Here is a 26,735-nt window from a genome sequence, read left to right as displayed (position 1 = left end):
TCAGTTCATCACCACGGGAGCCGGGGCACGAGGGTTTCGATCACCGTGATCCGGAGTAGTGCCCGACCGAAGCGGGCAGGGTTACGGTCGCCGCGCTATGACTACGCTGTCCGACGCCCCGTACGCATCCTCGACCGAATCCGACCTCGAGCGGCGCAAGCGGCTCCGCACCGTCGTCGCCGCCAGCCTCCTGGGGACGACAGTCGAGTGGTACGACTTCTTCCTCTACGCGACGGCCGCCAGCCTGGTGTTCAACCAGCTGTTCTTCCCCGATCAGAGTTCGTTCGTCGGCACCATGCTGGCGTTCGCCACATTCGCGGTCGGTTTCGTGGTCCGGCCGATCGGCGGAGTCGTCTTCGGCCACATCGGCGACCGCATCGGACGCAAGAAGACGCTCGCGCTCACCATGTTCATCATGGGCATCGCCACCGCTCTGATGGGCGTGCTGCCCACCGCCGCGCAGGTCGGGGTGATCGCGCCGATACTGCTGCTCCTGCTGCGCATCCTGCAGGGATTCGCACTGGGCGGTGAATGGGCGGGCGCCGTACTCCTCGCCGTCGAACACAGTCCCGCGAAGAAGCGCGGCATCTTCGGCAGCATCCCCCAGATCGGCCTGGCCCTGGGGCTGGCCCTGGGCACCGGCGTCTTCGCCGCGTTGCAGGTGATCTTCGACGACGCCCAGTTCCTCTCCTACGGGTGGCGGATCGCCTTCCTGCTGAGCCTGATTCTCGTCTTCGTCGGATTCGTGGTCCGGCTGAAGGTCGAGGAGACCCCGGCGTTCCAGGAGGTGCACGACCTCGCGAAGCGCTCCTCCGCTCCGCTGAAGGACGTGTTCCGCGGCCGGGTCCGCCGGGGCACCCTCCTCGGCCTGCTCTCGCGCTGGGGTGAGGGCGCCGCGTTCAACACCTGGGGCGTCTTCGCGATCACGTACGCCACCAAGAATCTGGAGTTCGCGAAGATCCCCGTCCTCCTGGTCGTCACCGTCGCCGCAACGGTCATGGCCGTGCTCCTGCCGTTCTCCGGCCTGCTGGTCGACCGCTACGGCGCCAAGCGGATCTACCTCATCGGGATCGCGGCCTACGGGCTCGCGGTCTTCCCCGCGTTCGCCTTGTTCGGCACGGAGAATCTCATCCTGTTCGGTGTGGCGATGGTGCTCGTGTTCGGCGTCATCCACGCCCTCTTCTACGGCGCGCAGGGCACGCTGTACGCGAGCTTGTACCCCACCGAGATCCGCTACACCGGCCTGTCCGTGGTGTACCAGTTCTCCGGGATCTACGCGTCCGGCATCACGCCGATGATCCTTACCGCCCTGATCGCGGCCGGCGGTGGAACTCCCTGGCTGGCCTGCGGATACCTCGTCGCCACGTCGGTGGTCAGCGTCGTGGCCACGGCCCTGATCCGAAAGCAGGACCTCTACCTCTGAGATTGCCCGAACGGGCTCTGACAGTCACGTCCGATACACCGGCGTATCCGATACGCTAGTGTATCGACGACTGCTGTCGACCCGATCGGAGGAGTGCCCATGCCGACCTCACCGGCCCGCTCCTCCGAGCCTGCCACCGACACACCTCGCCGGGTAACGAAACGGCGAGGCCAGACTCGCCGGCGTCTGCTCGACGCCGCGGTCGAGGTGTTCGCCGAAAACGGCTTCGGACGGTCGACGGTCGAGCAGATCTGCGAACGCGGTGGCTACACCCGCGGCGCCTTCTACTCCAACTTCGCCTCGCTGGACGAGATGTTCTTCGCCATGTGGGAACAGCGCTCCAGCGCGATGCTCGCACAGATCCGGCTGGCCGCCGATTCGTCGAGCATCGACCTCTCGGGGCTCACGCCTGCCGAAAAGCTGCGCGCCGGCACCGAACTGGTGCTCGGAGTCGTCCCCGTGGACGACCAGTGGTACCGGATCAACGCGGAATTCACCGCCCACGCCCTGCGCAACCCGTCCCTGAAGAAGGCCCTCGCAGCACGCGAGGACACGATTCTGGACACGATCGTGCCGATCCTCGAGAAGGCGCTTCACCGCCTCGGGCGGCGCGCCGTCGGCGATCCGCGGGTGCTCGGCCGCGCGCTCGTGGCCCTGCACGACGGAACGAGCGTCCAGTGCCTCATCGAGGACGACGACGCATCCGCCCGGGAACTACGTCTCGAACTGTTCACCCACGTCGTGGCCGCGTACACCGAACCCGACACCACCCACACCCATACACACCGGAAAGAGGGGTCCTCGTGACCGAACAGGCTGATGTGATCGTCGTCGGCGCCGGACTGGCCGGACTCGTCGCCACATACGAAATGGTCAAGGCGGGCCGGAAGGTCCTCGTCGTCGACCAGGAGAGTTCGGCGAACCTCGGCGGACAGGCCTTCTGGTCGCTCGGCGGCCTGTTCCTCGTCGACAGCCCCGAACAACGGCGACTCGGCATCAAGGACTCCTACGAACTGGCGATCCAGGACTGGATGGGCACCGCGGCCTTCGACCGCGCCCGCGAGGACCAGTGGCCGCGGCTGTGGGCCCAGGCGTACGTCGAGTTCGCGGCAGGCGAGAAGCGGCAGTACCTCCACGACCTCGGCCTGCGCCTGATGCCGAACGTCGGATGGGCCGAACGCGGACGCGGATCCGCTCTCGGACAGGGCAATTCCGTTCCGCGCTTCCACATCACCTGGGGCACCGGACCGGGTGTCGTCGAAGTCTTCCTCACACGTGTCATGGCCGCGTCGAAGCGGGGCCTCGTCACGTTCAAGCACCGTCACCAGGTCGACGAGATCGTCGTCACCGACGGTGCCGCCACCGGCGTGCGCGGCACCGTCCTGGAACCGTCCACCGAAGCACGCGGCGTCAAGAGTTCGCGAACCGCGGTCGGGGAGTTCGAATTCTCCGCACAGGCAGTAGTCGTCACATCCGGCGGTATCGGCGGCAATCCCGAACTGGTCAAGAAGAACTGGCCCGCGCGCCTCGGTAAGGCTCCCGAGAACATGCTCGCCGGCGTTCCCGCGCACGTCGACGGCCGCATGCTCGAGATCACCGAGAACGCCGGCGGCAACATCGTGAACCGCGACCGCATGTGGCACTACACCGAGGGCATCCAGAACTGGGACCCGATCTGGCCGAACCACGGCATCCGCATCATCCCCGGACCGTCGTCGATGTGGTTCGACGGCAACGGCAAACGCCTCCCCAGCCCCAACTTCCCCGGTTTCGACACCATGGGAACACTCGACCACATCATGAACAGCGGCCACCATCACACGTGGTTCGTCCTCGACCAGAAGATCATCGAGAAGGAGTTCGCACTGTCGGGCTCCGAGCAGAACCCCGACATCACCGGCCGCGATTTCAAACTGCTCGCCGAACGCCTCAAGAAGGGCGCACCCGGGCCCGTCGAGGCGTTCAAGCAGCACGGCGCGGACTTCGTCGTCCGCGACAATCTCCGCGACCTCGTCGACGGCATGAACGCCCTCACCCCCGAGGCACCGCTGAAGTACGAGGACCTCGAACGCGAAATCGTGGCCCGCGACCGGGAGGTGAAGAACAGCTACACCAAGGATTTCCAGATCATGGCGATCCACAACGCACGGAACCTGCTGGCCGACAAGATCACCCGCGTCGTGAGCCCCCACGAGTTGCTCGACCCCAAGAACGGCCCGCTGATCGCGGTCCGGCTGCACCTGCTCACCCGCAAGACCCTCGGCGGCCTCGAGACCAACCTCGACTCGCAGGTGATCAGGCCCGACGGCACACCGTTCGAGGGTCTCTACGCCGCCGGTGAGGTCGCCGGATTCGGCGGCGGCGGCGTCCACGGTTACAGCGCACTCGAGGGCACCTTCCTCGGCGGCTGCATCTTCTCCAGCCGGGCCGCGGGTCGCGCGCTGGCCCGGCACCTGTAGGCGGCTCCGCCGCCCGTGCGCGGTTGACGAGTCCCTGGACTCGCTAACCACTCACGGGCGCGAGCCTCTCGGCAGCCTCGAGTTCGCGGACCAGCGGCAGGACGTTGGCGCCGAAGTACTCGATCTCCTCCTGGAAGTGCAAGAACCCACCCAGGATGAGGTCGACTCCGCGACGCCGGTATTCGACGATGCGCTCGGCGATCTGCTCCGGCGTCCCGATCAACTGGGAACGGAATCCGTCGTTGTACTGGACGAGATCCTCGAACGTGGAGTCGGCCCACATCCCCGATTTGTCGGCGGTGGACGCGCCGGCCTGCTGGACGGCGGACCTGAATCCCTCGACCGCAGGCTTGTTCGCCTTCTCGATGATTTCGCGGAGGGTGTCGCGCGCTTCCTTCTCGGTGTCGCGAGCAATGATGAATCCGTTGAGCCCGAACTTCACCTCCCGGTTGTGCTCACGCGCCACCTGTCGCACGTCGACGATCTGTTCCGTGACGCCGTCGTAGTCCTTGCCGTTGCTGAAGTACCAGTCGGAGTACCGGCCCGCGTTCCGCCGTGCGGCGACGGAATTGCCGCCCTGGAACAGTTCGGGGTTCGGACGGTCGGGCGTGTTCAGCGGCTTCGGCTTGAGGGTGAAGTCGTGGATGCGGTAGAAGTCGCCACGGAAGTCGACGTCGTCCTCGGTCCAGATCTTGCGGAGCACCTGCAGGAACTCGGCGCTGCGCCGGTACCGTTCGTCGTGCTCGAGCCACGGCTCGCCGAGATGGGTGAATTCGTCCTTGAACCAGCCGCTCACGACGTTGACGGCGAACCTGCCGTTCGACAGGTGGTCGGCCGTGGCCCCCAGTTTCGCCAGCACCGCGGGCTGCCACAGACCCGGGTGGACGGCGGCGATCACTTTCAACCGTTCGGTGGCAAGCAGCAGTGCGAGGCTGAAGCTGGTCGACTCGTGCTGATATTCGGCCCCGTAGCTGGCCTCGTACCGGACCTGGCTGAGCGCGTACTCGAAACCGTTGTTCTCGGCGGTCTGGGCGAGCTTCTTGTTGTACTCGTAATCCCAGCTGGTCCGCTGTTCGATGTCGGACGTGACGAGCCCGCCACTGACGTTGGGCACCCAGTAGGCGAACTTGATCTGCTCAGCGATGTGTTCGGTTGACATACCCAGCATGCAACCCGCCCACACAGCGCACGCCCACCCTTCCAATCAGTGCGCGTACAACCCTTCACCCGCTCGTGGGTCCGTGTGAGGTTCGACGGCATGACAGCAGTACAGGGAGGTCAGGCATGACCGCCGTCCAGAGCGCCCACCGCATCAGTGACGAGGCCGAAGCCCTCGTCGTTGCTGCCGATCTCGCCGCACAGTTCGCCGAGGAGGCGGCGGCTCGCGATGCCGGCCGGCGACTCCCCTTCGAACAGGTCGGCGCTCTCGCCGCGTCCGGACTGCTCGCGCTCGGTGTTCCCCGCGAGCACGGTGGCATCGACGCGCGAACCGAAACCCTCGCCGAAGTCTTCCGTCTTCTCGCCGAGGGCGATCCGAGCATCGCGCAGATCCCGCACAGCCACTACACGTTCCTCGAGGTGCTGCGTCACCTGGGCACGGCTGCGCAGCAGGAGTTCTTCTATTCCGAGGTTCTCGCGGGGCGCCGGTTCGCCAACGCCCAGAGCGAGCGCGGAACCACGACGATCGACATCGACGCCACGACGCTCACCGGGCAGGGCGAAGACTTCGTCGTCGACGGTCGCAAGTTCTACAGCACGGGCGCACTCTTCGCCGATTGGATCGCGGTACGGGCCACCCTTCCGGGGACGACGACGCCGACGGGGAAAGCCGCCAAGGCCGTCGCCTACCTGCCGCGCAGCGCCGCCGGGCTGTCGATCGTCGACGACTGGGACGGCATGGGGCAGAAGACCACGGCGAGCGGAACCGTCACCCTGGACGCCGTCCGGGTGCCCGCGTTCCACGTCGTGCCGTTCTCCCCCATCTTCGACGCACCCACCACGTACGGGTCACAGGCCCAGATCCTGCACGCCGCCATCGACGCCGGGATTGCCGCAGCAGCGCTGAACGAGGGCGTGCGGTCGGCGCGTCAGGCAAGGCCCTATTTCGAGGCGGGCGTCACCGACGCCGTCGACGATCCCCTGCTGATCCAGCTGGCCGGTGAGGCGGCGGTCAGCGTCCGGTCCGCGACGGCACTCCTCCGGGAGGGTGCGCGCAGCATCGACGCAGCACGTCGCGACCTGACCGAGCAGAGCGCCGCGGTCGCCTCGATCGACGCCGCCGCGGCCAAGGTTGCCGCCGCCCGCGCGTCACTCGAGGCGTCGAGCGTGCTGTTCGAGCTGGGCGGCACCCGCAGTGCGTCGGAAACGTCCAACCTGTCGCGGTACTGGCGGGACGCCCGCACCCACACCCTGCACGACCCGACGCGGTGGAAGATTCAGCACATCGGCCGCTGGACGCTGTCGGGCACCGTCCCGCCACGCCACGGCCTGCTGTAGGCCCTCCGGGCCCGTGCGTGGTTAAGGAGTCCCTGGACTCGTCAACCGCGCACGGGCGCTATGCGCCTATGTCCGCCTTCATGAGGAAGACGTTGTAGTCGGACCACGTCGACATGGTGAAGTACAGCTCGTCGCCGCTCGACCACGGGTGGATGAAGCCGCCGTACAGTTCCGGGTACTCGACGGCGCTGACCATCGGCGCCCCATCCGACCAGACGCCCTGCGGCGAGTCGGACTCCCGGAGAACGATGGCCGCCTTCGACGTGTCGAGGTACGCCATCTGCCACTTGCCGGTGGCCTCCTCGTAGCGCACGGACAATTCGGCGGCGGGGGCGTCCACGATCGGGGTCGCCTCCGTGTAACCACCGACCGGCGTCCAGTTGCCGTTCTGCCAGTACTGGTAGGCGGACGTGTTCAGCACATCGGCGGCCGGGACGCGGGCCAGGCCGATGGCGCCGAGCCTCGTGTTGGGGGTACCGAACATGTACACGAAGTCGCCGGCGGGGACCATCGACGCGACCTGGAATTTGGTGACCCCGAAGATGTTGTCCCACTTCGCGTACGGGTCCTTGGTCCAGGTCGATCCGCCGTCGTCCGAGTAGGCGATGCCGCCGTAGTTCGTCCACCACGTGGCAGGGATGCTGTTCCAGGTGCGGATCGACATGTAGCTCATGTACTGCCGGTTCCCGACGGCGAAACCCGAGGTCGGGATGGTGGTGATCTCGATATTGTCGAGCTTGCGGCTGTCGAGCAGTTCCGCCGCGTGGCACCGGCTGTCCTGAACCATACTGTCGAGGCTCATGCCGTCGGACAGGTTGCGGTCGGAACTGAAACCGAGGACGTTGCTGCGCCAGTCGTCGCCTTGACCACCGGGTGGCTGGAATCCCTTGCCGACGGTGTCGCCGAACGCGACGGCGATCTGGTCGGGGGCGCTCTCCCACATGATGCCGAGGTCGGTGCCGTTGACCTGGTAACGCTTGTCGGTGCGACTGACGGAACCGGACCCGGTCACCTTGGCCACGCGGGTCACGTCGCCGATCTTCGGCGTGGCCGGGGCCGCGCTGCGCGGCGCCTCCTCGGTCGCGGGGTGCACGAGGGGCGGCCGCGGGGGCAACTGGATGTCGGCGCCCGGGACGGGAATGCCGAAGTGGAAGGGCGTGAACTTCACGCTGACGTCCGGGATGTTCAGCACGCTCGACAGGTTCCCCGGGGCCTGGTCGGTCTCGTCGGTGAGGTCGGGGCACGGATCGGTGCACGTGTCGGCGGGCAACGCCTGCGACACGCGGACGGGATCCGTGACGGGAGCGGGATACGGCACCGTCGTGATCTTGGGGTACGGGATCGGAATCTCGAGCTTCTCCGGTATCAGCGAGTGTGTCTCGTTCGACACCTCGCTCGCGCAGGGACCGCTGCCGGGTAGGCCGTTGGACACCGGCTCGGGTTCCGCGACGGCAGCGTTCTGGTTCGAATAGGCGATCACGCCCGAGCCGATCGCCACTGCCGCGACCGACGCGACCCACCTCTTCGACATCCCCGACCCCTCCGTCAACTCCGGCCACTCCCGGCGAGGGGAACATAGCATCGCCCCTCTACGCTCGCCGGTTACCACACGCCATACCTGGCGGTAACATTTCCGTCCCGATCCGGAACCAAGGCTGTGACTCCCGCCACGCGACAAGGAAGTTGCTCGGACGCGGAGTCACCGATACCGCAGGTCAACGACTTTCGACCGTGGTGTTCGCGTGCCGAACACCGTCAAGGGATCGGTGAACACCGGATTACATCTGTTGACGCTCCGGACCGCCCGGTATTCACTGATCGTGCGCATCCACCGGGATCCCCGGTCCGCGACGAGACCCCGAGCTCCTCGCCCTCTGCGCTGCGGGCTCGCCCGCGTTCTTCCGCTCCAGCGCGAACCACCGTCTGCACGGGTCACGCATTCCACTGCTCACCGCCGTCGTCGCCCGGCGGCATCGACCCGTGCGAATTCCGCTGTCAACGAAAGGAATCGACATGACCGCCGTCCTGGAACCGACCCTGTCCTATTCGTCCGCCATCCCCCGCGCGCACGTGCACCGCGCCGCGATCTGCGAGGTCTTCCTCACCGACATCATCTGCGAGAGCTACCCACAGTTCCGTCTCGGCGTGCAGCTTCCCAGAGTCCACAGCTACTACAGCGATCACAATATCGTTGTACGACAGTATGATCCGCTGCTTCTGCTCGAAACGTTCCGGCAGGCGTCCATCCTGATCTCGCATCGGCACGTCGACGCTCCGCTCGACGCCAAGTTCGTGTTCAACGCCGGAGCGCTCGAGGTCGTCGACCTCGACGCCGTGAAAGTGGGCCCCGCACCCGCCGCGGGGGTTCTGGACGCCACGATCACCGCCGAGAAGAGACGGGGCGCCGACATCGTCGGAATCACGCTCGCCATGACACTCGCGCTGGACGGGTCTGCCGCGGCCACCATGAGCATGACCATCCAGTGGATGCCCGGCGACGCGTGGGACCGCCTCCGGCAGAGGGGTCGAGCACCGCTGCAGCTCGACCCCGCCCGACCGCATCCGTTGCACGAGCGGGTCGAGCCTCGGGAGGTGGCTCGACATTCGTTCGACAACGTGGTGCTGAGCCGGATCGGGGTCGACGGCGACACCGTGCGCAGCCAGGTGCTGGTCGATCAGGCCCACCCCGGCCTGTTCGATCACCCGCTCGACCACGTGCCGGGCGCCCTGATCTTCGAGGCGATGCGTCAGACCGCCCTCGTCGCCGCGCACGAATTGTTCGGCCTGTCCCCACGAATGCTCGTGCTCGTGGGGTGCGACGCCGTCTTCGAGAGCTTCGGTGAGCTGGAGTTGCCGACGGATTGCGCAGCCGTCGCCGAGGCGGAAATCTGCTCCCGCCAGGTCGTCCTGTCCGTCACTCTCGCGCAGGAGGGGCGGCAGATCGCCCACGGCCGGGTCACCCTGCAACGAGTGAGCGCCTCGACTGCCGCTCTCGATCGGATCGTCCGATGACGACGCGGGACGACACCATGGTCTGGTTCGACTTCGGTGGTGTGCTCTCGCCCCCGCTCGCCGAACTCTTCGCGGCGTACGAAACGAAGACGGGCATCTCACCCGCAGCCCTGCAGGCGGCGATGCAGGCCGTCGGCGACGACCTCGGGGCACCTCCTCTCGCCCCGATCGAGTTGGCCCAGATCACCGAGCGCGAGTGGGGTGCGAGGCTGAGGGAGCACCTCGCCGCCGCCGACCCCGGTCTGGACCTCACCAGGGCGCGGCTGGAGACGTTCGGAGAGCAATGGTTCGACGGTATCACCGTGAACACCGCGATAGCCGCGGCGCTGCGCGGCCTGAAGGCTCACGGTCTGCGCGTCGGCGTCCTGTCGAACAACGTGGTCGAGTGGGAGCGGTTCTGGAGGCCGATCATCGAACCCGCCGGCCCGCTCGATGCTGTCGTCGACTCGTGCCTGGTCGGCGCGCGCAAGCCGGACCCCCAGATCTTCGCGATCGCAGAGAAGACTGCCGGCGTCGCCGCCGATCAGTGCATCCTGATCGACGACCTGGAGCAGAACGTACGCGCTGCACGCGAGAGCGGCTGGCGTGCCATCCATTTCCGCACCAATGCCCAGGCGTCGAGTGAGCTGTCCCGGCTGACCGGCGTCGCCGCCGTCCTGTGAATCCCACCAACGTGAAGGAGTACGACGTGACGACCCAGGTTTCGACACTCACTCCACCTGGACGCCGACGCGGTGTCGCGGTGTCCATCGACGACATTCCCCACCTGGACCCGCCGGTCGCGTACACCCCGGTGACCGCGGAGGGGCCCACCGGACTGCCCGAGATCACCCTGCCGAGCGGGCACACCGCCCTGCACGTCACACGATATGACGACGTCCTGAAGGTGCTCACGGATCCGTCCTTCGGCCGGAGGGACACCAACGTCGAAGGCGGGCCGAGTTTTCAGCCCACGACGATGCCCCCGGATCTTCTGCTGAATCTGGACACCCCGGATCACGCGCGGATGAAGAGTTTCGTCAACGCGGACTACAGCCCTGCCGGCGTCGAGAAGCTGAAGGGATCGGTCCGTCGCATCCTCGACCGCCGGATCGCACTGCTGCGCAGCGAGGAAAGCCCCGACCTGTTCGCCACGGTGCTCGACCGCCTGCCGGTCGAGGTGAACGTCGGCTTCCTCGGGATCCCGGAGTCGGACATCGACTACTTCCGCCCGTCGTCGCGGGTGGTGCAGTTGTCGCACGACACCGACATTCCCGGCCTGCTGGAGAACTTCTGGCTCGTCTACCACTACGTGACCGACCTCGTGCAGCGGAAACGACCCGTCGAACCGGGCGGGCTGATCGACCGCTTCCTGGCGGCGCGGGACGAGGCGGAACCGCCGCTGAGCGACGACGAACTGGTCGCGATCCTGCTCGGCTCCGTCCTCGGCGCCGACCAGAACGTGCTGTCCGTGCTCGCGAAGGCCGTGTACGTGCTGGTGCAGGCGCCTGCGCTGTGGACTCTGCTGGTGGACGAGCCTGCCGCTGCGCCGCAGTTGGTCGAGGAGCTGTTGCGGGTGCTTCCACTGGGAAACATTTCGACGTTTCCCCGGATCGCCACCCGTGAAGTTCAGCTGCGGGACTCCGTGATCCCCGAGGGCGCCCTCGTCTACGCCGACGCGTTCGCCGCGAACCGGGACCCCGACACGTTCCCGCACCCGGAACTGATCGACCCGTTCCGGGACGGGAAACGCCATCTGCAGTTCGGGTACGGCATGCATCACTGCATGGGCGCGTCGCTGGCCCGGATGGAGATCACCACGACACTGGTCCGGTTGGCCCATGAATTCCCGACCCTCGCTCTCGCCGTCGAACCGGCTGCGGTGCCGTGGGATTCGGGAGTACTCCTCCGGCGTCCGACGTCGCTGCCCGTCCGCTGGTAGGCGCTTCGCGCCCGTGCGCGGTCAACGAGTCCCTGCACTCGTCAACCGCGCACGGGTGGCGGAGCCGCCGAACGTCTCCGCCAGCCGGGCGACGAGTTCGCTGCCGTCTCCCGGTTCCCCCGACCAGGCCACTTCACCGTCCGGGCGCACGAGCACCGTGGTGGGCCCGAGGTTCCGCGCCCGAATCACCCGGACCCGTTCGCCCCAGCAGGGTTCGACGAGTGCGCGGACGGATTCGGATGCGTCCCCGCCCAGCAGGAGACCCCGGTTTCCCGCCGCGACGTGCAACCGGATCAGGTCGGTGACTCCGGTGTCCGTCTCGAGCACGGTGTTCGCGGCGAAGTCGCCGCGCGCCGCATCCTGGAGAGTGCTGGGCGCGGGCTGACTCTGCGCACTGATCACCGAACCCAGCGCCCGATTGCGGTCGCGATCCTCCAGCAGGACATCGAGTTCGTGTCGCAGGCGGTCGCCGGCGACACCGATGCGCATCCGTTCACGCTGATCCGCGACGTTGGCGATCACCCCGGCCGCGCACGCGTGCCGCTCCCGCGAGTACGCGTCCAGCACCGACGGGTCGGCCTGTCCCCGCGCGACGAGGGCGAGGCGCCAGCTGAGGCCGACCGCGTCTCCGATGCCGAGGTTCAACCCCTGCCCGCCGAGCGGAAAGTGCACGTGCGCAGCGTCACCGACGAGCAGGACCCGGCCGAGCCGGTAGTCGTCGACCAGCCGCGAGTAGTCGCTGAACCGGGACAGCGACCGTGCGTTGCGGAACGGAACGGGACGGCCCGCGAATCTGTCGACCGTCTCCTGCAGTTCCTCCGCGGTGAGGGGCCGGCGATGATCCTCGTGCGGACCATCGAGATCGAATGTGATGATACGGCTGAATCCGCCGTGGTTGACGTTGAGGACGGTCCAGCCCCGTTCGGTACGCACCCACCCCCTGGGGGCGGTCGCCGGGTCGTCGAGGACGGCGAGACCCAGGAGCGCCGCGGCGGTCGGAGCAGTCTCCGTCGCCGGGAAGCCCACGCTTCGCCGCACGATGCTGCGGGCGCCGTCCGCGCCGACCACCCAGTCGGCTGTCACCCTCCGGGTGCGTCCCTCGTGGGTGAAGGTCACCGTCGCCCCACCGTCGTCCTGATCGACGCCCGTGACCATCGCGGCCTTCAGCACCGGGGTGCCGAGACCGATCAGCCGTGCGGTGAAGAGTCTTTCGAGATCACTCTGCCCGATACCGGCGATGGCAGGTCCCTCGCCGGGTGGTGCCGTGATCTCCAGACCCCAGACGCCGGCGTAGTGGAAAGTGGTCGACGCGGCTCCGGCGTCGACGTCCGGCGCCGCGAAATGTCCTCGCCGGGTGAGCAGCTGAATACTGCGTGCGTGGATCGTCCCCGCCTTCGGAACGTCCGTGGTGTGCGGAGCGGCCTCGAGGACGAGTACGTCGATTCCGCTGCGCGCCAGCTCGAGTGCCGTCAGCGATCCCACCGGGCCGCCGCCGACCACCACGATCCGGTAGTGCTGTCGCAGGTCGTCCGCCTCCGTCATCGCGCGCCCGCCCCGCGTCGCAGCAGCACCGCGATGACGCCCGACAATCCGGCGACGACGACCGCCAGAACGACCAGCGTCGTGTGGAACGCACTGTTGTAGGCGTCGATCACGAGCGGCGCCACCTGTTCCCGGACGTCCGGTCCGGCCGCCGCCAGGGCCTGCTCGAGGTCACCGCTCGCGGCCTTGCCGACGACGTCCGTGGCATTGCCCACGCCGTCGACGCCGGCCAGCGCTTCCTCGCCCCTGCGGGTCACGAGACCGGTGAGCAGCGCCGCGTACACCGCGACGGCGATGGCCTCGCTGCCCAGTCGCATCGTGTTCACCACTCCCGCAGCCATACCCGCCTTCTCCTCGGGGACGAGGGCGAGCGCCTGACCGTCGACGAGACCGGCGGACAGTCCCATTCCGCACCCCGCGAGGAGCAGCGGCACCGCGATGACAGCGACCGCCGTGTCGGGGCCCGCCAACAGAAGTCCCAGGTCACCGGCGATCAACGCTCCCAGGCTGATCCAGATGACCACGAGGGGGTTCACCCCGGCGCCGACCGCGCGGCCTGCGGCGAGCGGTCCCACCACGACCGGAATCGTGAGGAGCACGATCACCAGACCCGCCTTCGCCGAAGACTGTCCGGCCACGAACTGGAGGAAGGTCGGAAAGTAGGTGAGCAACGTGACGAAGCCGAACGACGCGGCCACCGGAACGAGGCACAGGGCCATGAACCGTGCGTGCGTGAGCAGTTCGAGGTCCAGCAGCGGCGCCGGACGTCGCGATTCGACACGGGCGAACCCGACCAGCAGCGCGACCGCGAGGAGGAACGACGCCACGACCGCCGGGCTGCCCCAGCCCCACGGTTCGCCTTGGACGATGCCGACCATCGCCGCGAGCAGACCCAGCACCAGGAGGACGGTGCCGAGCAGGTCGAACTTCGCGGCCGCGTCGCCCGCCGGTCGTGCCAGTCCGATCACCGGGGTGGCCGCCAGCACCACGAGCAGCACGGCGGCCTGGACCGCGAAGATGGGTCGCCAGCCGGCCGTGTCGACGAGAAGCCCGGACAGCGTCGGTCCGAGCGCCACACCGATGCCCGCGGTCGTCCCGAACAGGGCGAACGCGCGCAACCGGGCGGGCCCGTCGAAGGCGGAGGACAGGATCGCCGCGCCGCACGAGAAGATGGCGGCGCCACCGAGACCGGCGACGCCGCGGGCGATGTCGAGGACCACGATGTTCGGGGCCAGTGCGCTGGCAACACTCCCGACCGCGAACGTGGCGGCACCGGCGGCGAACAGGCGGCCACGGCCGAGACGGTCCGACAGCGACCCCCAGACCAGGGTGAAGCACGCGAACGACAGGTTGAACGCGTTCACCACCCACTGCTGGCCCGATGCTCCGCCGCCGATGTCGGAGGTGATGGCGGGCAGCGCCACCGCGGTTCCGGAAATCGACATCGGGACGACGAGAACGGCCAGCAGTACGGCGGCGAGGGTGAGGTTCCCGCGTCGCGGGTCGGACGGTGTTGCTTCGGGTGGTGACGTCGGCGTCGTGGCGTCCGGCGTGGTCAGCTCCGAGGTCATGTCGATCCTTCCTGAAGAGTGCGTTGCCCCCGTGCACCAGAGGTTCGATACAATACGAACCATGCACCAGAGTGAGGTTCGATGCAAGACGAACCTTCACTCTGGTGGTCGACGATGCGAACCTGGAGGTGCGCTGTGCCCGACGCCGAGGGACATCCTGCGGTCGACGAGATCGAATTGGTCTCCGTGCTCGCCGCACTCGCCGACCCCCTGCGCCTCGAGGTCGTGCAGAAGCTCATGGCCGAGGCGGACGGGGCGGAACGTCACTGCACGTCGTTCGGGCTGCCGGTGTCCAAATCGACCCGCAGCCACCACTTCAAGGTCCTGCGCGAGGCCGGGCTGATCACACAGGTCGACCGCGGCAATTCCCGGATGGCTCAGCTGCGCAGATCCGACATCGAATCCCGCTTCCCGGGACTCCTGGACGCCGTCGCGACCGCGCCGGACTGAACGCTGTCGCGGCAACCGTCTCGCCGAGCATCCGGATCGCCGCCGTGCGATGATCGTGCGCCAAGAGGGGGCGGTACGAGTGGGACAACGGGGAAGCGGAGACGGCTGGATTCTGGCCGAAATCCTGGGGGACGCACCGACGGTGATCGCGGAGGGCATCAAGCAGCGGCAGTGCCGGCCGCTCGGCAACGTCTACCGCGGCAGGATGCTGACCCTGGTGGCGGGAGCCATCGACACGGTCAGGTCGTCGGGACAGCCGGTGCAGGTGACCCTCGGCGAGACGGTCGGCGACATCGATCTCGTCGTGGCGAAACCGGTACTCGGTCCGGGCGGGGACGTCCTCGCGGTGCAGATCTTCACCGGTCGCGCGGACAGCCCGGTGCCGCAGCCGCACCGGGCCGCAGGATGGGAATGGAATCTGTCCGTGTCGGCGGGTCCGCGACGCACTCGATGGACGCGTGAGTTCCGGAATCTGTACGGGGTGGCGGACACCCGGCCGGAACACGACCATTTCGGTCTCGCCGACCTGTACCGCAGGGTGCCGCGGATCTCCGACATCGCGGTACTGATGGAACGCGTCGACAACGCGCGGGACGGCGAGTTCCTGTCCGGCGAACTCATCGCCCGGCACGACGACGGAACGCTGCGCCTCGTCCGGTTCGTGCGCCGAGCCGTCGAGACACCCGAGGGGGTGGTGCTACGGGGCGTCGATCACGACATCACGCACAAGACCGACGTCGGCGAACTGGCCATCCGGGTGATGGATTCCGACATCGCGTCGACCGTGCACGCGGTCGCGGGGGTTCATGCCGCACTGGTCGATTCACAGCACGGGTACGCCATCAAATGGATCACCGCACCGCTGACCGGTCTGTCTGCCGCGGCAGAGGGCGGGCAGATCGGACTGCTGCACGGCGAAGACCTCGCGGCAGTGCGGCAACGGATCCCGGCGCGTCTTCCCACTGTCGCCCGCGTCGCACTGTCGGACGGATCCTGGTCCCGGCACACGGTGCGCACGTTTCCCGTCCCCGGCTACGGTTCCACACCGGTGGTGATGATGACGTTCTCAGGCGCCTGTCCCGAACAGCATGCCCAGCACGTAGGTGGCGGCGGCTGCGCCGTACCCGATTGCCAGCTGGCGTAATGCCCGCTTGACCGGTGGTCCACCCGACAGCAACCCCACCACCAGACCCGTCCCGAGCAGCGCAACGCCGACCAGTGCGGCCGCGACGACGAGAGCGGCGGTGCCTTCCATGCCGAAGAGGTACGGCAGCACGGGGATCACCGCACCGGACGCGAAGAAGCAGAAACTCGCGGCGGCCGCACCGAGCCCGGTGCCGATGGCCTCGTGCTCGTCGACGGCTTCCGAACCCGAAACAGGCTCGGGCTGAACGGCTCTCCGCAACACGTCGGCGGCACGTTTCTCGGCGTCCTCCGCGGGCATGCCCCGTGCGCGGTACACGAGTGCGAGTTCGTTCGCGTCGACGTCGAGGAGCGGCACCGCCTCACGGGCGCCCTGCCCCGGCGCCGACGCCTCGAGCAGTTCACGCTGCGACCGCACGGACACGTACTCGCCCGCGCCCATCGACAACGCGCCCGCGAGCAGACCGGCGAGCCCGGTCAGCAGGACGATGTGATTGTCGACGCCGCTACCGCTGATGCCGAGGACGAGGGCGAGGTTGCTGACCAGGCCGTCGTTGGCACCGAACACGGCGGCACGAAACGTGCCGGACAGCCGATTTCGCCCGCGCGCCGCCAGCGCCCGCACCACCTCTTCGTGGATGCGCTCGTCCGCGCCCATGGCGTCGGTGGCGTCGACGTCCGTCGGATACGGCGACCGGGTCTCCGCGCGCTGCGCGAGGGCGAGCACGAACACCGATCCGAACCGCCGGGCCAGCACACCGAGGATGCGCGTGCGGACGTCACCGCGCACGGGCTTGCCGACGTGTTCGCCGAGCAGCTCGCGCCAGTGCGCCTCGTGCCGTCCCTCGGCGTCGGCGAGCGCCAGCAGAATCTCGCGTTCCTCACCGGTCCGGCGTTTCGCGAGGTCGCGGTAGACAGCCGCCTCGGCGCGTTCGTCGGCGAGGTAGCGACGCCATTTCCGGACTTCACGCGGACCGGGATCCGGTCGTGCACCCGAACCCGTCGGAGAAACCATCGTCAGCCTCCCGATCGTCGACGGTGAGAAGCCTACCGACGGGCCCCTCCCCACCGCGGCGGTTCGAGGTCAGCCCTCGGCGGCGAGAGCCTTCCCCAGCGAGTCCTCGGGTTCGGACACCACCACGGGATCGCGCCCGGACAACAGGTCGAGGACGGCCTTCGGCCGGGCCAGCGATTCGCGCACCGTGTTCCTGGCCATCGTGATCGGGCGGCATTCACATCCGGCGTTGACTCCGGCGACGTCGATCCCGGCACCGCGACACAGCGCGACCGCGCGGGGGACGTGGAAACCCTGAGTGACGATCAGCGCCTTGGTCACTCCGTACGTCTGGACGGCCCGCGCGCACGTGTCGTAGGTGTCGAGCCCGTACCGATCTCCGACGATCTTGCTGCGGTCGATGCCCTTCTCCACCAGGTAGTCCGTCATCGCCGCGATCTCGTCGCCGGATCTGCCTGCACCGTCGCCCGAGACGAGGACCGCCCGCGCACGGCCGTCCTGCACGAGACGGACGGCGACGTCGAGGCGTCCGGCCAGGTACTCCCGGGGTTTGCCGTCGCGCACCTGCGCACCGAGGACGATGACGACCGGCGCTTCGGGTGCGTCGTCGACGTCGTAGACGTGGCCGGAGGCCTCGCGCGATATCCACACCGTCGAGGCCGCCACGACGAGGACCGCGAGCGCACCGAGGCCCGCTCCGATGCCGACCAGTCGGCGGACGATCCGTCTTTCCCCCATGCCGCCATCAAACCACAGCGTCAGGCGACGGCCAGTTCTTCCCCGGCGCGCCGCTCACGCAGTCCGGACACCAGGCACAGGCCCAGCCCGAACAGCACCCAGCAGGTCAGCACGAGCACCGCCGCACCGGCTCCGTGTCCGTCGAAGAACGCCGTCGACCGCACCACGGTGCCCGCCGCGCCGGGTGGCAACAGCTGACCGAATGCGCCCCACCCCGAAGGGAGCCACGCCGCGGAGGTCGCCAGGCCGGACAGCGGATTGGCGAGGAAGATCATCGTCACCGCTCCGAGCGCGAACCCCGCTGTGCCCAGCACCGATTCGAGCCCGAGAACGGTCAGCGAGATAGCGGCGATGCCGAGCACGACGGCACCGGTGGTCGTCCAGTAGTTGCCGTCGACGCTGCCGAGACCGAACTGCAGAATTGCCGTCAGCACCAGCCCGGCGCTCACGGCGAACAGCACCGCCCCGGCCACCCGCCGAGCGAGACTGCGCGGAAAGAGCCGCACGAGCGCGAGCGCGGGGATCATGCCGCCGAAGACCAGGGGTAGCGCCAAGGCACCGAGACCGACGCCGGCGGGGTCGTCGGCCGTCAGCGGAACGACGTCCTCGACCGCAACGGGGTGTCCCGCAGCCGTGCTCATGCCCGCCGCGATGCCGTTCATCGTCTGCGCGATGGGCGCCCCGCCGGCGCCGGCCGACAGGACCTTCATGCCGTCCGGTGTCGCGACGATTCCGCCGACCACCTCCCGGTGTTCGATCGCCGTCCGGACCGCATCGGAGTCGGCGAAGCGCTCGGTGACGAATGCGCCGGGGTGTCCCGCGGCGAGCACGGTGTCGATCCGGGTGACGGCCGCGTCGGGTCCGGCGACGCCCAGCCGGAGGTCGTGGGGGCCGCTGTTGACGGCGGGCCACGCGAACGCCAGCAGCATCAGCGCGATCACCGCGGTGAGTCCCAGCACGACAGCGGTCAGTTTCACCGGATCGGACGGGCTGTGCGCCGATCGCCCGGCGGGCTCCGTGCGCGGCTCGAGTGTCCCGGTATCCGAAGTGCTCATCGGACTCCCCTTCCACTAAGTGGAGGAAATTCCTCCGTTACTTGTGGAGAATATTCCTCCGGTTATGCTGGGTTGTCAACGAAGGAGGTGAAATCGTGCGGGCAGACGCGCTGGAACGACGCAACACGCTGATCAAGGCTGCGCGCGCGGTGTTCGCCGACCGCGGGCACGACGCGCCGCTCGACGCCATCGCCGCAGAGGCCGGGGTCGGGATCGCCACCCTCTACCGGAACTTTCCGAGCCGGGACGAACTCGCCCACGCCGTGGCCCGGACGACTTTGGCCGAAGTCCGCGAACTCGCGGTCCGGGGACTGGACGAATGCGGGGACGATCCGGAGGGAGCGTGGCGGCGGTTCGTCGACGCCGTGGTCGAACTGAGGATGGGAGCGTTGGTTCCCGCACTGGTCAACAGCCTCGACGAACTACCGCCCGACGTCCGCGAATCGAGGGAGCTCACGAAGTCGACGGTCACCGAGTTCATCCGCCGGCTCCAGGACGACGGACTGGTGCGCGAGGACGTCGTGCCGCTCGAGATCATCATGGGAATCGCCATGCTGACCCGGCCCCACGTGCTCATGTTCGACGACACGACAGCCAATCTCGTTCCGCGGCTGATCACGGTGTTCCTCGCCGGGTTGCGCCCGGACGGGGCTCCGCTGCCGCCACCGATACTCCCGGAACCCGCAGTACAGTGACGAACATGCAGCCAGGGGGGCCTCAGTCACATCCATGGAATCACCCGTGTCCGGGTGACGATCAGTCGCGGCTGAACGGCTGGGACGTGGCGGTGTCGGCGGCCGCGCTCGTCGTCGCGGTCGCCGTCGCCAGCATTTCCGCGGTCGCGGGGCTGTTCTGGCTGCTGTTCCTGGACTACTGCCCGCCCGAGACCTGCAGCGCCGAGAACGCGTGGATCGCGGTGTGCGTGGCGCTCGCGGTCGCCGCACTGGTGACCGTGATCGGCGGCGCGGTCACGATCGCACGCATCGCGCGGCGCACGATCGCGTGGCCGGTGGCATGTGGAACCCTGGCCCTCAGCGCGGGCGCGTGCGCGATCGGATTCGCCGGTTACGTCTCCGCGACGGGAATCTGAGCCGCCTCAGTTCACGTGATGGTGGTCGGTCCGGCTGATCGCGACAGCCGAGACGATCACCCCGACCACCACGCCGACGAGCGTGTCGACGACGCGGCTCACCGCGATGTCCGGTGCGACCGCCGACCCGAGTCCGGTGAGCAGCAGAGCCATGGGCGTGATGGCGACGGACGCGAACGCGTAGTTCTTGATGACCACCAGTTCGGTCACGGTCTGCAGCACCACGATGACCACGACGGTCTGCCAGTACCCCATCGCTGCGGCGATCAGCCCGGCGGCGAGGACCGCCCCTGCCACATTGCCGACGAGGCGTTGAATTCCCCGCTGCACGGTCTGACTGAAGTTGAACCCCTGCATCGCGGCCATCGCGCCCATCGACGCCCACAGCGGGTGCTCCAATCCCATTGCCACACAAATCCATCCGGCCAGCGCGGCCGCAGCGGCGATACGGGCCGCGTTGACGATCCCCTCCCGCGACCGCAGCGCCAGGCGACCGTCTGCGAAGAAGCCACCCGGCTTCGGCAGCACCGCGGGATCCGCACCGAACGCCGAAAGGTCGCTGCGGCGCTTCACCTTACGAAGTTCGGACTCGTGATCGACGAGCGCACGCAGGGTGTCGTGGTCCCTCTCGTGCGCCCACCGATCGACCAGCGTGTCCGCTTCGGCGAGAAGCGCGAACAATTGGTGGGAGTGCCCGTCGCGGCCCCGTCCGCTGTGCGCGATCACGTCACGCGCGTTGTCGATGGCCTTGCGAGCGGACGCGATCGCGGAAGTGTCGTGTGCATGCTCCAGTTCCGCGGCCGCGGCCAGCGCCCGCGCCACCGCCAGCCGGGCGGGCCCGAGGGGAACGAACAGGCAGGGCGTCATGGCGGCGAGCCAGCCCACGACGACACCGACCGCAACGGCCACGACGGCCGGTCCGAGATCGGAGAAATGGGTCGCGTGTCCGACGGCCGCGGTCGCCGCAAAGATCAGGATGACAGGGCCGGGACCGGCGATACGGAACGCCGCCAGCAGCCACGCGGCGACCCCCGAGGCCACGGACATGGCCGCTATCTGCAGCCAGAGCGGCAGTCCCGCAGCACCGAGGAGCGCTCCTCCGGCGACGAAGGCGATGAGTGCGACACCGACGAGACCCGCCTTGCGGGCGAGCCGGGGGTACGGCTCGTAGCGGCCGAATGCGGCGGTCAGCGCACCGAGCGCCGCGAAGCCCGCGAGGTTGCCGTGCCCGAGAAGACCACCGATGACCAGCACCAGGGCAGTTGCCGCACCCACCCGCAGTGCGGGTGCGATGGTGGCATCCGCATTCCGGACCTCGAACGCACGACGCCACGTCGAGGGCGCCACCGAGTAGGCCAGCGCCCCACGGGAGTGATGGAGCCGGTTGAGGTCGGGTGCGTATCCAGTGGAAGCCTGCATGACCTCAGCGTACCGTATATTTCACTAGTAAAATAGTTCTGAATTAGTGTGAAGTTGGTCGCTACGATGGTTTTCATGAGCACTGCCCCACGTCCGGATGAGGACTTCACCGATCGCGTTCGACGCGAATGGGCCGAGACCCATCCCGAAGTGGACACGTCACCGATCGAAGTGATGGGCCGCATCACCCGGATCGGATCCCAGGCCCTGCAGCAACTCGACCGCGCCCTGGACGCGAGCGGGGTCTCGCGCGCCGAGTTCGACGTCCTGTGTGTACTCGCCCGCAGCGATCGGCCACTGCGGGCCAGCGAAGTCACCGCCGTGACGATGCTCAGCGGCGCATCCACCACCAAGCACGTCGACCGCCTGGCCCGACTGGGCCTCGTGGAACGACTGCCGTTCGAACGCGACGGGCGCGTCGTGTTGCTCCATCTGACCGAGCCCGGGCGGCAACTCGTCGACACCGAGTTCCCGCAACGCGTCGAACGGGACCGGCAATTCCTCGCCGGACTCGACGAGGACGAATGCGCGGTGCTGGCCGGGCTGCTCCGGCGGATCGCCGCCAACGTCGAATCCGGGATTCGCCGGTAGCTCCCACCCTCAGGGAATGATCTTCCGGGCCCGAAGGTCGCGGAAGATGTCGAGGAACATCCGCTCGGTCTCGACGTGTCGGTGGAAACCCAGCCGGCGCGCCTTGGAACCGTCGGCGATGACGTCGTAGTCCCAGCCGAAGACGAAATCGCCGAACGCCCACGACGAGACGTCCGAGTACGGCGTGGGTTCCAGTCCGTGCCTCGCGACGAGGCGGTCCCACACCGGCGCCTTGTCGGCCATGACGACGTCCATCGACATCGGCAGCGGCGGTGCGACGTCCAGTTCGAAGAAATCCGCGATCTTCGGCAGCATCTCGTCCCAGCGGAACAGATCTCCGTTGTTGATGTTGAACGCCTGGTTGGCGCACTCGGGGGTGGTCGCGGCCCAGACGGTCGCCTCCGCCAGCAGCCCGGCGTCGGTCATCTCGATCAGACTCGTATACGCGCCGGGCTTCCCCGGAAACCGCAGCGGCACTCCGAGTTCCTTCGACATCGTGGCGTAGACGGCAATCACCAGTGCAAGATTCATCGGATTGCCGAGAGCGAATCCGCAGACGACCGAGGGGCGGATCGCGGACCACGTCCAGCGCTTGCCGCGCTGGCGGTCCTCGAGGAATTGCTGCTGGTCCACGTTGAACTCGGGCGGCATGTGCGGCGGGTCGCTCTCTCGCGCCGGCGTCTTGAACGGTCCGAGGTGGGCGCCGTAGACCTTGTAACCCTGCATCAGGCTGATGTGCTCGAGCCCCTCAGCCACGGGTTCGAGCGCGTTCACCGTGTTGACGAGCATCGCGACGTTGGGCGCGACGAGCTCCGCCCACGACGGACGGTCCTGGTACGCGGCGTAGAAGATGTGGGTCACGTCGCGCAGTTCGGCCAGCTTCTCGGCCGCGTCGCGCTCGTCGAGCAGATCGACCGCGATGTGCCGCACCCGATCGGTATCGGGTCCGCCTCGGCGCGACAGTCCGACGACGTCCCACTCCCCGGTCGTCTCGAGGTGGTCGATCAGATTGCCGCCGATCACCCCGCGCGCACCGACGACCACTGCCACTCTGCGCTTGGCCATCACTCACTCCTATCGGTATATCGCGAAGTTGCGATATGTCGAGTGAACCATACATATCGGAAAATCGCGATATGGCGGTACGATGGGCCCGTGAGTGAACTTCCGGACTCAACCGACCTGGCCCTGGTCTTCAAAGCGCTGTCGAACCCGACCCGCGTGCGCATCCTGCAGTGGCTGAAAGACCCCGGCAGCTTTCCCCCACAGCTCGAACCCGCGGAAGACGTGGGCGTGTGCCTGAAGCACATTCAGGCGAGGGCCGAGGTCTCCCAGTCGACGGCCTCGCAGTACATGGCCGCCCTACAGAGCGCCGGACTCGTCACCAGCCATCGGATCGGGCAGTGGACCCACTACCGCCGCGACGAAGACCGGATCGCCCGGCTGGCCGATCACATCCGCACCGAACTCTGAACGAATCAGGGCATCTCGACGGTTTCGGCGCGCGCGATCTCGTCGAGCGCCCGGCGGACGTACCCGTCGGCGGGAACCTCCGCCGCACTCAGCAGATCGGCGATCACCAAAATCGCGGCCTCCACGGCACGCTCCGGTCTGCGCGGGTTCTCCTCGACATCGGCCACGCCGAGTGCACCGGTCAGCACGGTGACCAGCGAATCGACGTCGACGGCCGGAAACCACAGAGCCGCCGCCCGCGCGCACCGGGTGAGAACGTCCTGCACGTCCTCACCCGTCAAACCGTCCGGGTGCAGCGTCTCGAGCAGTTCCCGGACCACTCCCGACAGCACCGCACCCACCTGCTCCGCGGGCAGGGCCGCCAGTTCCTCCGTCGCCTCGGTCAGCGCCGCCGCATCCGACGCACGCGCCGCGACGATGGCGGCATCGAGTGCTTCGGCGATGTCACGTGCGACAGCAGGCCAATGAGTGGGCCACATCCGGTAGATCCTCTTCTCGTCTTCGTCGAACCGAAGCTCACTGTGCCATGGGACACCGACAAGCGGCGCACTCAGTGCAGCCGCTCGATCAGCCGCAGCGCGTCGAACGGCGCGTACCCCTTCATGTCGTTGTCGAAGTACGCGAAACAGTCGAGGCCCTGCCCGAGCCACCGCTCGACCTTGCGGGCCCACTCGTCCAGCGCCTCGTCGGTGTAGCCGCTGGCGTACAACTCCTTGTCGCCGTGCAACCGGGCGTAGACGAAATCGCTCGTCATCGCCTCCACGTACGGGAACCGGCCTGCCGTGTCGGCGAAGACGAACGCGACGTCGTGCGCGCGGAGCAACTCCCTCGCCTCCTCCGTGTCGAAACTGGGATGCCGGACCTCGAGCGCGTGGCGGACAGGACGAGCGGCATCCGTTTCGGTCCACGCCCTGTCGCCGGAGAGCTTGTCGTCGTGCCGAGAAGCGAGCGCCGCGGCGTCGGTGGTCGTCCGCGGCAACTGCTCGAAGAACGCCGCGAGACTCGTCGAATCGAACGCGAGCGTCGGGGGCAGTTGCCACAGCAGCGGTCCCAGCTTGGCGCCCAACGCGAGCACCCCGGATGCGAAGAAGTTCGCCAGCGCCGACTCGGCGCCGACCAGCCTCTTCATGTGCGTGATGTAGCGACCGCCCTTGACGGCGAACACGAAACCCTCCGGTGTCTCGTCACGCCACTTCGTATAGCTCGTCGGCCGCTGCAACGAATAGAAGGACCCGTTGATCTCGATCGACGTCAATCGCCCCGCGGCGTACGCCAACTCCTTGCGATGGGCCAGACCTTCCGGGTAGAAGTCGCCGCGCCAACCGGGATACGTCCAGCCGGAGATACCTACGCGGGCCTCGGCCATCTCACGACCCTAGCGCCGGAACCTATTGCATGTGGCCCGTCCCGGGAGAACCATGAGGGGACCCCACAATCGAGGAGGCACTGATGCCGAGATATCTCTGGCAGGTCACGTACTCACCCGAAGGCGCGAAGGGACTACTCGCCGAAGGCGGCACCGCACGACGCGACGCGATCACACAGATGGTCGAAAGCGTCGGGGGCACAGTCGAATCCTGCTACTTCGCGCTGGGTGGCCGGGATCTGTTCGTGATCGGTGACGTGCCGGACGACGTCGCGGCCGCCGCGCTCGGCATCCGCACCACCGCGTCCGGTGCGGCGAGGTCCGAATCGGTGGCGCTGCTGACGCCGGAGCAGGTGGACGACGCGGTGCGCCGGGACGCCGAGTACCGTGCGCCCGGCAGCTGATCGTCTACCCCTGCGGTAGCGAATATCGTTCTGCAGGATGATGTGCGGCGGCGGAATCGGCCGATAGCGTCGAGCCATGTCAACCGACCAGGCCAACTCGACGTCCGTGAACCCGTTCACCACCGAGTCCGTTCGCCGTGCCCTGTTCGCGCTCAGGGCCTTTCCTGCGGGCCTCGTCTCACTCGGCGCCGCGGCGACCGGACGGCACCGCCGGGCCGAGCGGTGGCAAATCGCTGCCGCCGACTCGAACGCGCCGGCGCGGATCGACGTGCGGTCGCCGTCGTGGCTGCGCGTTGTCGCGCATTCGGTGCTGTCGCTCCTGGTCGGGATGGTGGCGTGGTTCGTCGCGTTTCTCGGTCTGATCGCCGCGGTCCGGGGCCTGTTCTACGGGCTGATCACCGACGGTTCCTACGAGTACAGCTGGGGTGGCCCGACGCTTGCCGGCGCCTGGCTGGTGCATCTCGTCCTCGGACTCTTACTCGTGCCGGTTGTCCTGTGGATCCTGACGGCCATCGCGTCCCTACTGGCCGGACTCACCCGGCGTCTACTCGGCGACGGCGGTCCGGTGTGGGCCGTTCCCGTCGCGCTCGTGCTCGCCGCCGCGGGCGCGCTCCTGTTCCGCTCCTGGCTGCACCAGGCCTGAGACCACGTACTCGAGAACACCGGAATGAATGACCACGAGGGAAGGTTGCACGCCACATGACGGAGACCACAGCAGAAACCCCGCAGCTCGGACAGTTCGGCGTCTGGCGTCACGCAGGCGGATTGGCCCCCGAGGTGGGTGCGGCGATCGAATCGGCAGGCTACGGCGCGATCTGGATCGGCGGCTCCCCGCCTGCCGACCTCGACGTCGCCGAACGCCTCCTCGACGCGACATCCACCATCACCGTCGCGACCGGAATCGTGAACATCTGGACCGCGCCCGCCGACGAGATCGCGACCTCGTTCCACCGGCTCGAGGCCCGTCATCCGGGGCGCTTCCTCCTCGGCATCGGTGTCGGCCATCCCGAGCAGCCCGGACTGAACTACAGCAAGCCGTACGCCGCCCTCGTGGAGTATCTCGACGCCCTCGACGCCGCCGGTGTCCCGGCGGGACGACGCGTCCTCGCCGCGCTCGGACCGAAGGTTCTCGAACTCTCCGCTGCCCGCGCCGCCGGCGCCCATCCGTACCTGACCACGCCGCAGCACACCCGTGAAGCGCGTGAGCTGCTCGGCCCCGGTCCGGTGATCGCACCGGAGCAGAAGGTCGTGCTGGACACCGATCCGGAACGCGCTCGCCCCATCGGACGTTCGGCCGTCGAGAATCCGTACCTGCACCTACGCAATTACGTCAACAACCTGAAACGGCTCGGGTACACCGACGAGCAAATCGCGAACGGCGGCAGCGACGATCTGATCGACGCGCTCGCCGCCCACGGTGACACGCAGTACGTCGCCGGCCGCCTCCGGGAACACCTGGACGCGGGCGCCGATCACGTCGCCATCCAGGTACTCCCGGCAGGCGACGATCCGGTGCCTGCCCTGCGGGAACTCGCAGGCGCGCTGGGACTCTGAGTTCTGCTAACGA

At 68.0% G+C, this 26,735-nt stretch carries 27 protein-coding genes; 16 read left to right on the top strand and 11 right to left on the bottom strand.

What is annotated here, in order from left to right; genetic code table 11:
• The first annotated feature begins 97 nt into the window (after positions 1-97).
• From WKC72_RS10740 to WKC72_RS10730, 3 genes are all read left to right on the top strand, one after another.
• Positions 98-1,423, top strand: coding sequence for an MFS transporter (locus WKC72_RS10740; protein WP_037225810.1), 1,326 nt, complete (start codon positions 98-100; stop codon positions 1,421-1,423).
• A gap of 99 nt (positions 1,424-1,522) precedes the next feature.
• Entirely contained in the window at positions 1,523-2,230 is a 708-nt protein-coding gene (locus WKC72_RS10735) for a TetR/AcrR family transcriptional regulator (RefSeq protein ID WP_037225812.1), read from the top strand.
• A complete protein-coding gene (locus WKC72_RS10730) occupies positions 2,227-3,882 on the top strand; it encodes an FAD-binding dehydrogenase (protein ID WP_370182550.1) in 1,656 nt (551 codons plus the stop codon). The genes WKC72_RS10735 and WKC72_RS10730 overlap by 4 nt, the downstream gene beginning before the upstream one ends.
• A gap of 43 nt (positions 3,883-3,925) precedes the next feature.
• Here WKC72_RS10730 and sfnG read toward each other — a convergent pair whose 3' ends face one another.
• Positions 3,926-5,041 (bottom strand): dimethylsulfone monooxygenase SfnG, encoded by a 1,116-nt coding sequence (sfnG, locus tag WKC72_RS10725; RefSeq protein ID WP_370182549.1) that lies wholly within the window; start codon positions 5,039-5,041, stop codon positions 3,926-3,928.
• Positions 5,042-5,166: 125 nt separating this feature from the next.
• Here sfnG and WKC72_RS10720 point away from each other — a divergent pair, with 125 nt between their 5' ends.
• On the top strand, positions 5,167-6,378 hold the full coding sequence (locus tag WKC72_RS10720; protein ID WP_370182548.1) for an SfnB family sulfur acquisition oxidoreductase: 1,212 nt from the start codon (positions 5,167-5,169) through the stop codon (positions 6,376-6,378).
• A gap of 58 nt (positions 6,379-6,436) precedes the next feature.
• On the opposite strand, the gene WKC72_RS10715 is transcribed toward WKC72_RS10720, so the two are convergent.
• On the bottom strand, positions 6,437-7,909 hold the full coding sequence (locus WKC72_RS10715; protein ID WP_370182547.1) for a DUF4185 domain-containing protein: 1,473 nt from the start codon (positions 7,907-7,909) through the stop codon (positions 6,437-6,439).
• A 482-nt stretch (positions 7,910-8,391) separates the two neighbouring features.
• Between WKC72_RS10715 and WKC72_RS10710 the strand changes: the two genes are divergently transcribed.
• The 3 genes from WKC72_RS10710 to WKC72_RS10700 are packed head-to-tail and all read left to right on the top strand — an operon-like array spanning position 8,392 to position 11,311.
• The gene (locus tag WKC72_RS10710; protein ID WP_128641391.1) at positions 8,392-9,390 is read left to right on the top strand and encodes a ScbA/BarX family gamma-butyrolactone biosynthesis protein; all 999 of its coding nucleotides are present in this window, start codon (positions 8,392-8,394) and stop codon (positions 9,388-9,390) included.
• The gene (locus WKC72_RS10705; RefSeq protein WP_370182545.1) at positions 9,387-10,052 is read left to right on the top strand and encodes an HAD family hydrolase; all 666 of its coding nucleotides are present in this window, start codon (positions 9,387-9,389) and stop codon (positions 10,050-10,052) included. The genes WKC72_RS10710 and WKC72_RS10705 overlap by 4 nt, the downstream gene beginning before the upstream one ends.
• Before the next feature lie 26 nt (positions 10,053-10,078).
• Positions 10,079-11,311, top strand: coding sequence for a cytochrome P450 (locus tag WKC72_RS10700; protein WP_370182543.1), 1,233 nt, complete (start codon positions 10,079-10,081; stop codon positions 11,309-11,311).
• Positions 11,312-11,332: 21 nt separating this feature from the next.
• Here WKC72_RS10700 and WKC72_RS10695 read toward each other — a convergent pair whose 3' ends face one another.
• The gene (locus WKC72_RS10695; protein ID WP_370182541.1) at positions 11,333-12,853 is read right to left on the bottom strand and encodes an FAD-dependent oxidoreductase; all 1,521 of its coding nucleotides are present in this window, start codon (positions 12,851-12,853) and stop codon (positions 11,333-11,335) included.
• On the bottom strand, positions 12,850-14,424 hold the full coding sequence (locus WKC72_RS10690) for an MFS transporter (protein WP_370182540.1): 1,575 nt from the start codon (positions 14,422-14,424) through the stop codon (positions 12,850-12,852). The genes WKC72_RS10695 and WKC72_RS10690 overlap by 4 nt, the downstream gene beginning before the upstream one ends.
• A 135-nt stretch (positions 14,425-14,559) precedes the next feature.
• On the opposite strand from WKC72_RS10690, the gene WKC72_RS10685 reads away from it, so the two are divergent.
• Together WKC72_RS10685 and WKC72_RS10680 are read left to right on the top strand one after the other, a co-directional pair.
• Positions 14,560-14,874 (top strand): helix-turn-helix transcriptional regulator, encoded by a 315-nt coding sequence (locus tag WKC72_RS10685; protein ID WP_037225829.1) that lies wholly within the window; start codon positions 14,560-14,562, stop codon positions 14,872-14,874.
• 79 nt (positions 14,875-14,953) lie between these two features.
• Positions 14,954-16,018, top strand: coding sequence for a GAF domain-containing protein (locus WKC72_RS10680; protein WP_370182539.1), 1,065 nt, complete (start codon positions 14,954-14,956; stop codon positions 16,016-16,018).
• On the opposite strand, the gene WKC72_RS10675 is transcribed toward WKC72_RS10680, so the two are convergent.
• The 3 genes from WKC72_RS10675 to WKC72_RS10665 all read right to left on the bottom strand — a co-directional run bounded on the left by WKC72_RS10675 (position 15,941) and on the right by WKC72_RS10665 (position 18,825).
• Positions 15,941-17,032: a VIT1/CCC1 family protein gene (locus tag WKC72_RS10675; RefSeq protein WP_370182537.1), complete on the bottom strand. Its 1,092-nt coding sequence runs from the start codon at positions 17,030-17,032 to the stop codon at positions 15,941-15,943. The two genes, WKC72_RS10680 and WKC72_RS10675, sit on opposite strands and share 78 nt — an antisense overlap.
• A gap of 69 nt (positions 17,033-17,101) precedes the next feature.
• Positions 17,102-17,770 carry a vancomycin high temperature exclusion protein gene (locus WKC72_RS10670; RefSeq protein ID WP_037225835.1) on the bottom strand — a complete coding sequence of 223 codons (669 nt, stop codon included), beginning with the start codon at positions 17,768-17,770 and terminating at the stop codon, positions 17,102-17,104.
• Positions 17,771-17,790: 20 nt separating this feature from the next.
• Positions 17,791-18,825 (bottom strand): ABC transporter permease, encoded by a 1,035-nt coding sequence (locus WKC72_RS10665; RefSeq protein WP_370182536.1) that lies wholly within the window; start codon positions 18,823-18,825, stop codon positions 17,791-17,793.
• Positions 18,826-18,920: 95 nt separating this feature from the next.
• On the opposite strand from WKC72_RS10665, the gene WKC72_RS10660 reads away from it, so the two are divergent.
• Together WKC72_RS10660 and WKC72_RS10655 are read left to right on the top strand one after the other, a co-directional pair.
• Positions 18,921-19,520, top strand: coding sequence for a TetR/AcrR family transcriptional regulator (locus WKC72_RS10660; RefSeq protein WP_025433238.1), 600 nt, complete (start codon positions 18,921-18,923; stop codon positions 19,518-19,520).
• Between the two features lie 5 nt (positions 19,521-19,525).
• Positions 19,526-19,915 carry a hypothetical protein gene (locus tag WKC72_RS10655; protein ID WP_370182535.1) on the top strand — a complete coding sequence of 130 codons (390 nt, stop codon included), beginning with the start codon at positions 19,526-19,528 and terminating at the stop codon, positions 19,913-19,915.
• A gap of 6 nt (positions 19,916-19,921) precedes the next feature.
• On the opposite strand, the gene WKC72_RS10650 is transcribed toward WKC72_RS10655, so the two are convergent.
• Positions 19,922-21,334, bottom strand: coding sequence for an FUSC family protein (locus WKC72_RS10650; RefSeq protein ID WP_370182533.1), 1,413 nt, complete (start codon positions 21,332-21,334; stop codon positions 19,922-19,924).
• A 66-nt stretch (positions 21,335-21,400) separates the two neighbouring features.
• Here WKC72_RS10650 and WKC72_RS10645 point away from each other — a divergent pair, with 66 nt between their 5' ends.
• A complete protein-coding gene (locus WKC72_RS10645) occupies positions 21,401-21,925 on the top strand; it encodes a MarR family winged helix-turn-helix transcriptional regulator (protein ID WP_016882593.1) in 525 nt (174 codons plus the stop codon).
• 9 nt (positions 21,926-21,934) lie between these two features.
• Here WKC72_RS10645 and WKC72_RS10640 read toward each other — a convergent pair whose 3' ends face one another.
• A complete protein-coding gene (locus WKC72_RS10640) occupies positions 21,935-22,990 on the bottom strand; it encodes an SDR family oxidoreductase (protein ID WP_370182531.1) in 1,056 nt (351 codons plus the stop codon).
• Positions 22,991-23,080: 90 nt separating this feature from the next.
• On the opposite strand from WKC72_RS10640, the gene WKC72_RS10635 reads away from it, so the two are divergent.
• Positions 23,081-23,398 (top strand): ArsR/SmtB family transcription factor, encoded by a 318-nt coding sequence (locus tag WKC72_RS10635; protein ID WP_370182530.1) that lies wholly within the window; start codon positions 23,081-23,083, stop codon positions 23,396-23,398.
• Positions 23,399-23,403: 5 nt separating this feature from the next.
• Here the strand turns inward: WKC72_RS10635 and WKC72_RS10630 are convergent, their stop codons facing one another.
• On the bottom strand, positions 23,404-23,877 hold the full coding sequence (locus tag WKC72_RS10630; RefSeq protein WP_112300039.1) for a hypothetical protein: 474 nt from the start codon (positions 23,875-23,877) through the stop codon (positions 23,404-23,406).
• A 71-nt stretch (positions 23,878-23,948) separates the two neighbouring features.
• Positions 23,949-24,764 (bottom strand): DUF72 domain-containing protein, encoded by an 816-nt coding sequence (locus WKC72_RS10625; protein ID WP_370182529.1) that lies wholly within the window; start codon positions 24,762-24,764, stop codon positions 23,949-23,951.
• 83 nt (positions 24,765-24,847) lie between these two features.
• On the opposite strand from WKC72_RS10625, the gene WKC72_RS10620 reads away from it, so the two are divergent.
• The 3 genes from WKC72_RS10620 to WKC72_RS10610 all read left to right on the top strand — a co-directional run bounded on the left by WKC72_RS10620 (position 24,848) and on the right by WKC72_RS10610 (position 26,722).
• Complete coding sequence (locus tag WKC72_RS10620) at positions 24,848-25,168, top strand: GYD domain-containing protein (protein WP_005251258.1); 321 nt, start codon at positions 24,848-24,850, stop codon at positions 25,166-25,168.
• Positions 25,169-25,244: 76 nt separating this feature from the next.
• Entirely contained in the window at positions 25,245-25,811 is a 567-nt protein-coding gene (locus WKC72_RS10615) for a hypothetical protein (protein ID WP_128641381.1), read from the top strand.
• Between the two features lie 56 nt (positions 25,812-25,867).
• Positions 25,868-26,722, top strand: coding sequence for an LLM class F420-dependent oxidoreductase (locus WKC72_RS10610; RefSeq protein WP_370182527.1), 855 nt, complete (start codon positions 25,868-25,870; stop codon positions 26,720-26,722).
• Positions 26,723-26,735: the final 13 nt, after the last annotated feature.

Source organism: Rhodococcus wratislaviensis (assembly GCF_041228765.1).
Classification (GTDB): Bacteria; Actinomycetota; Actinomycetes; order Mycobacteriales; family Mycobacteriaceae; genus Rhodococcus_F; species Rhodococcus_F wratislaviensis.
The sequence above is the reverse complement of the archived record's forward strand: the minus strand, read 5'-3'. Positions and strand labels throughout refer to the sequence as shown.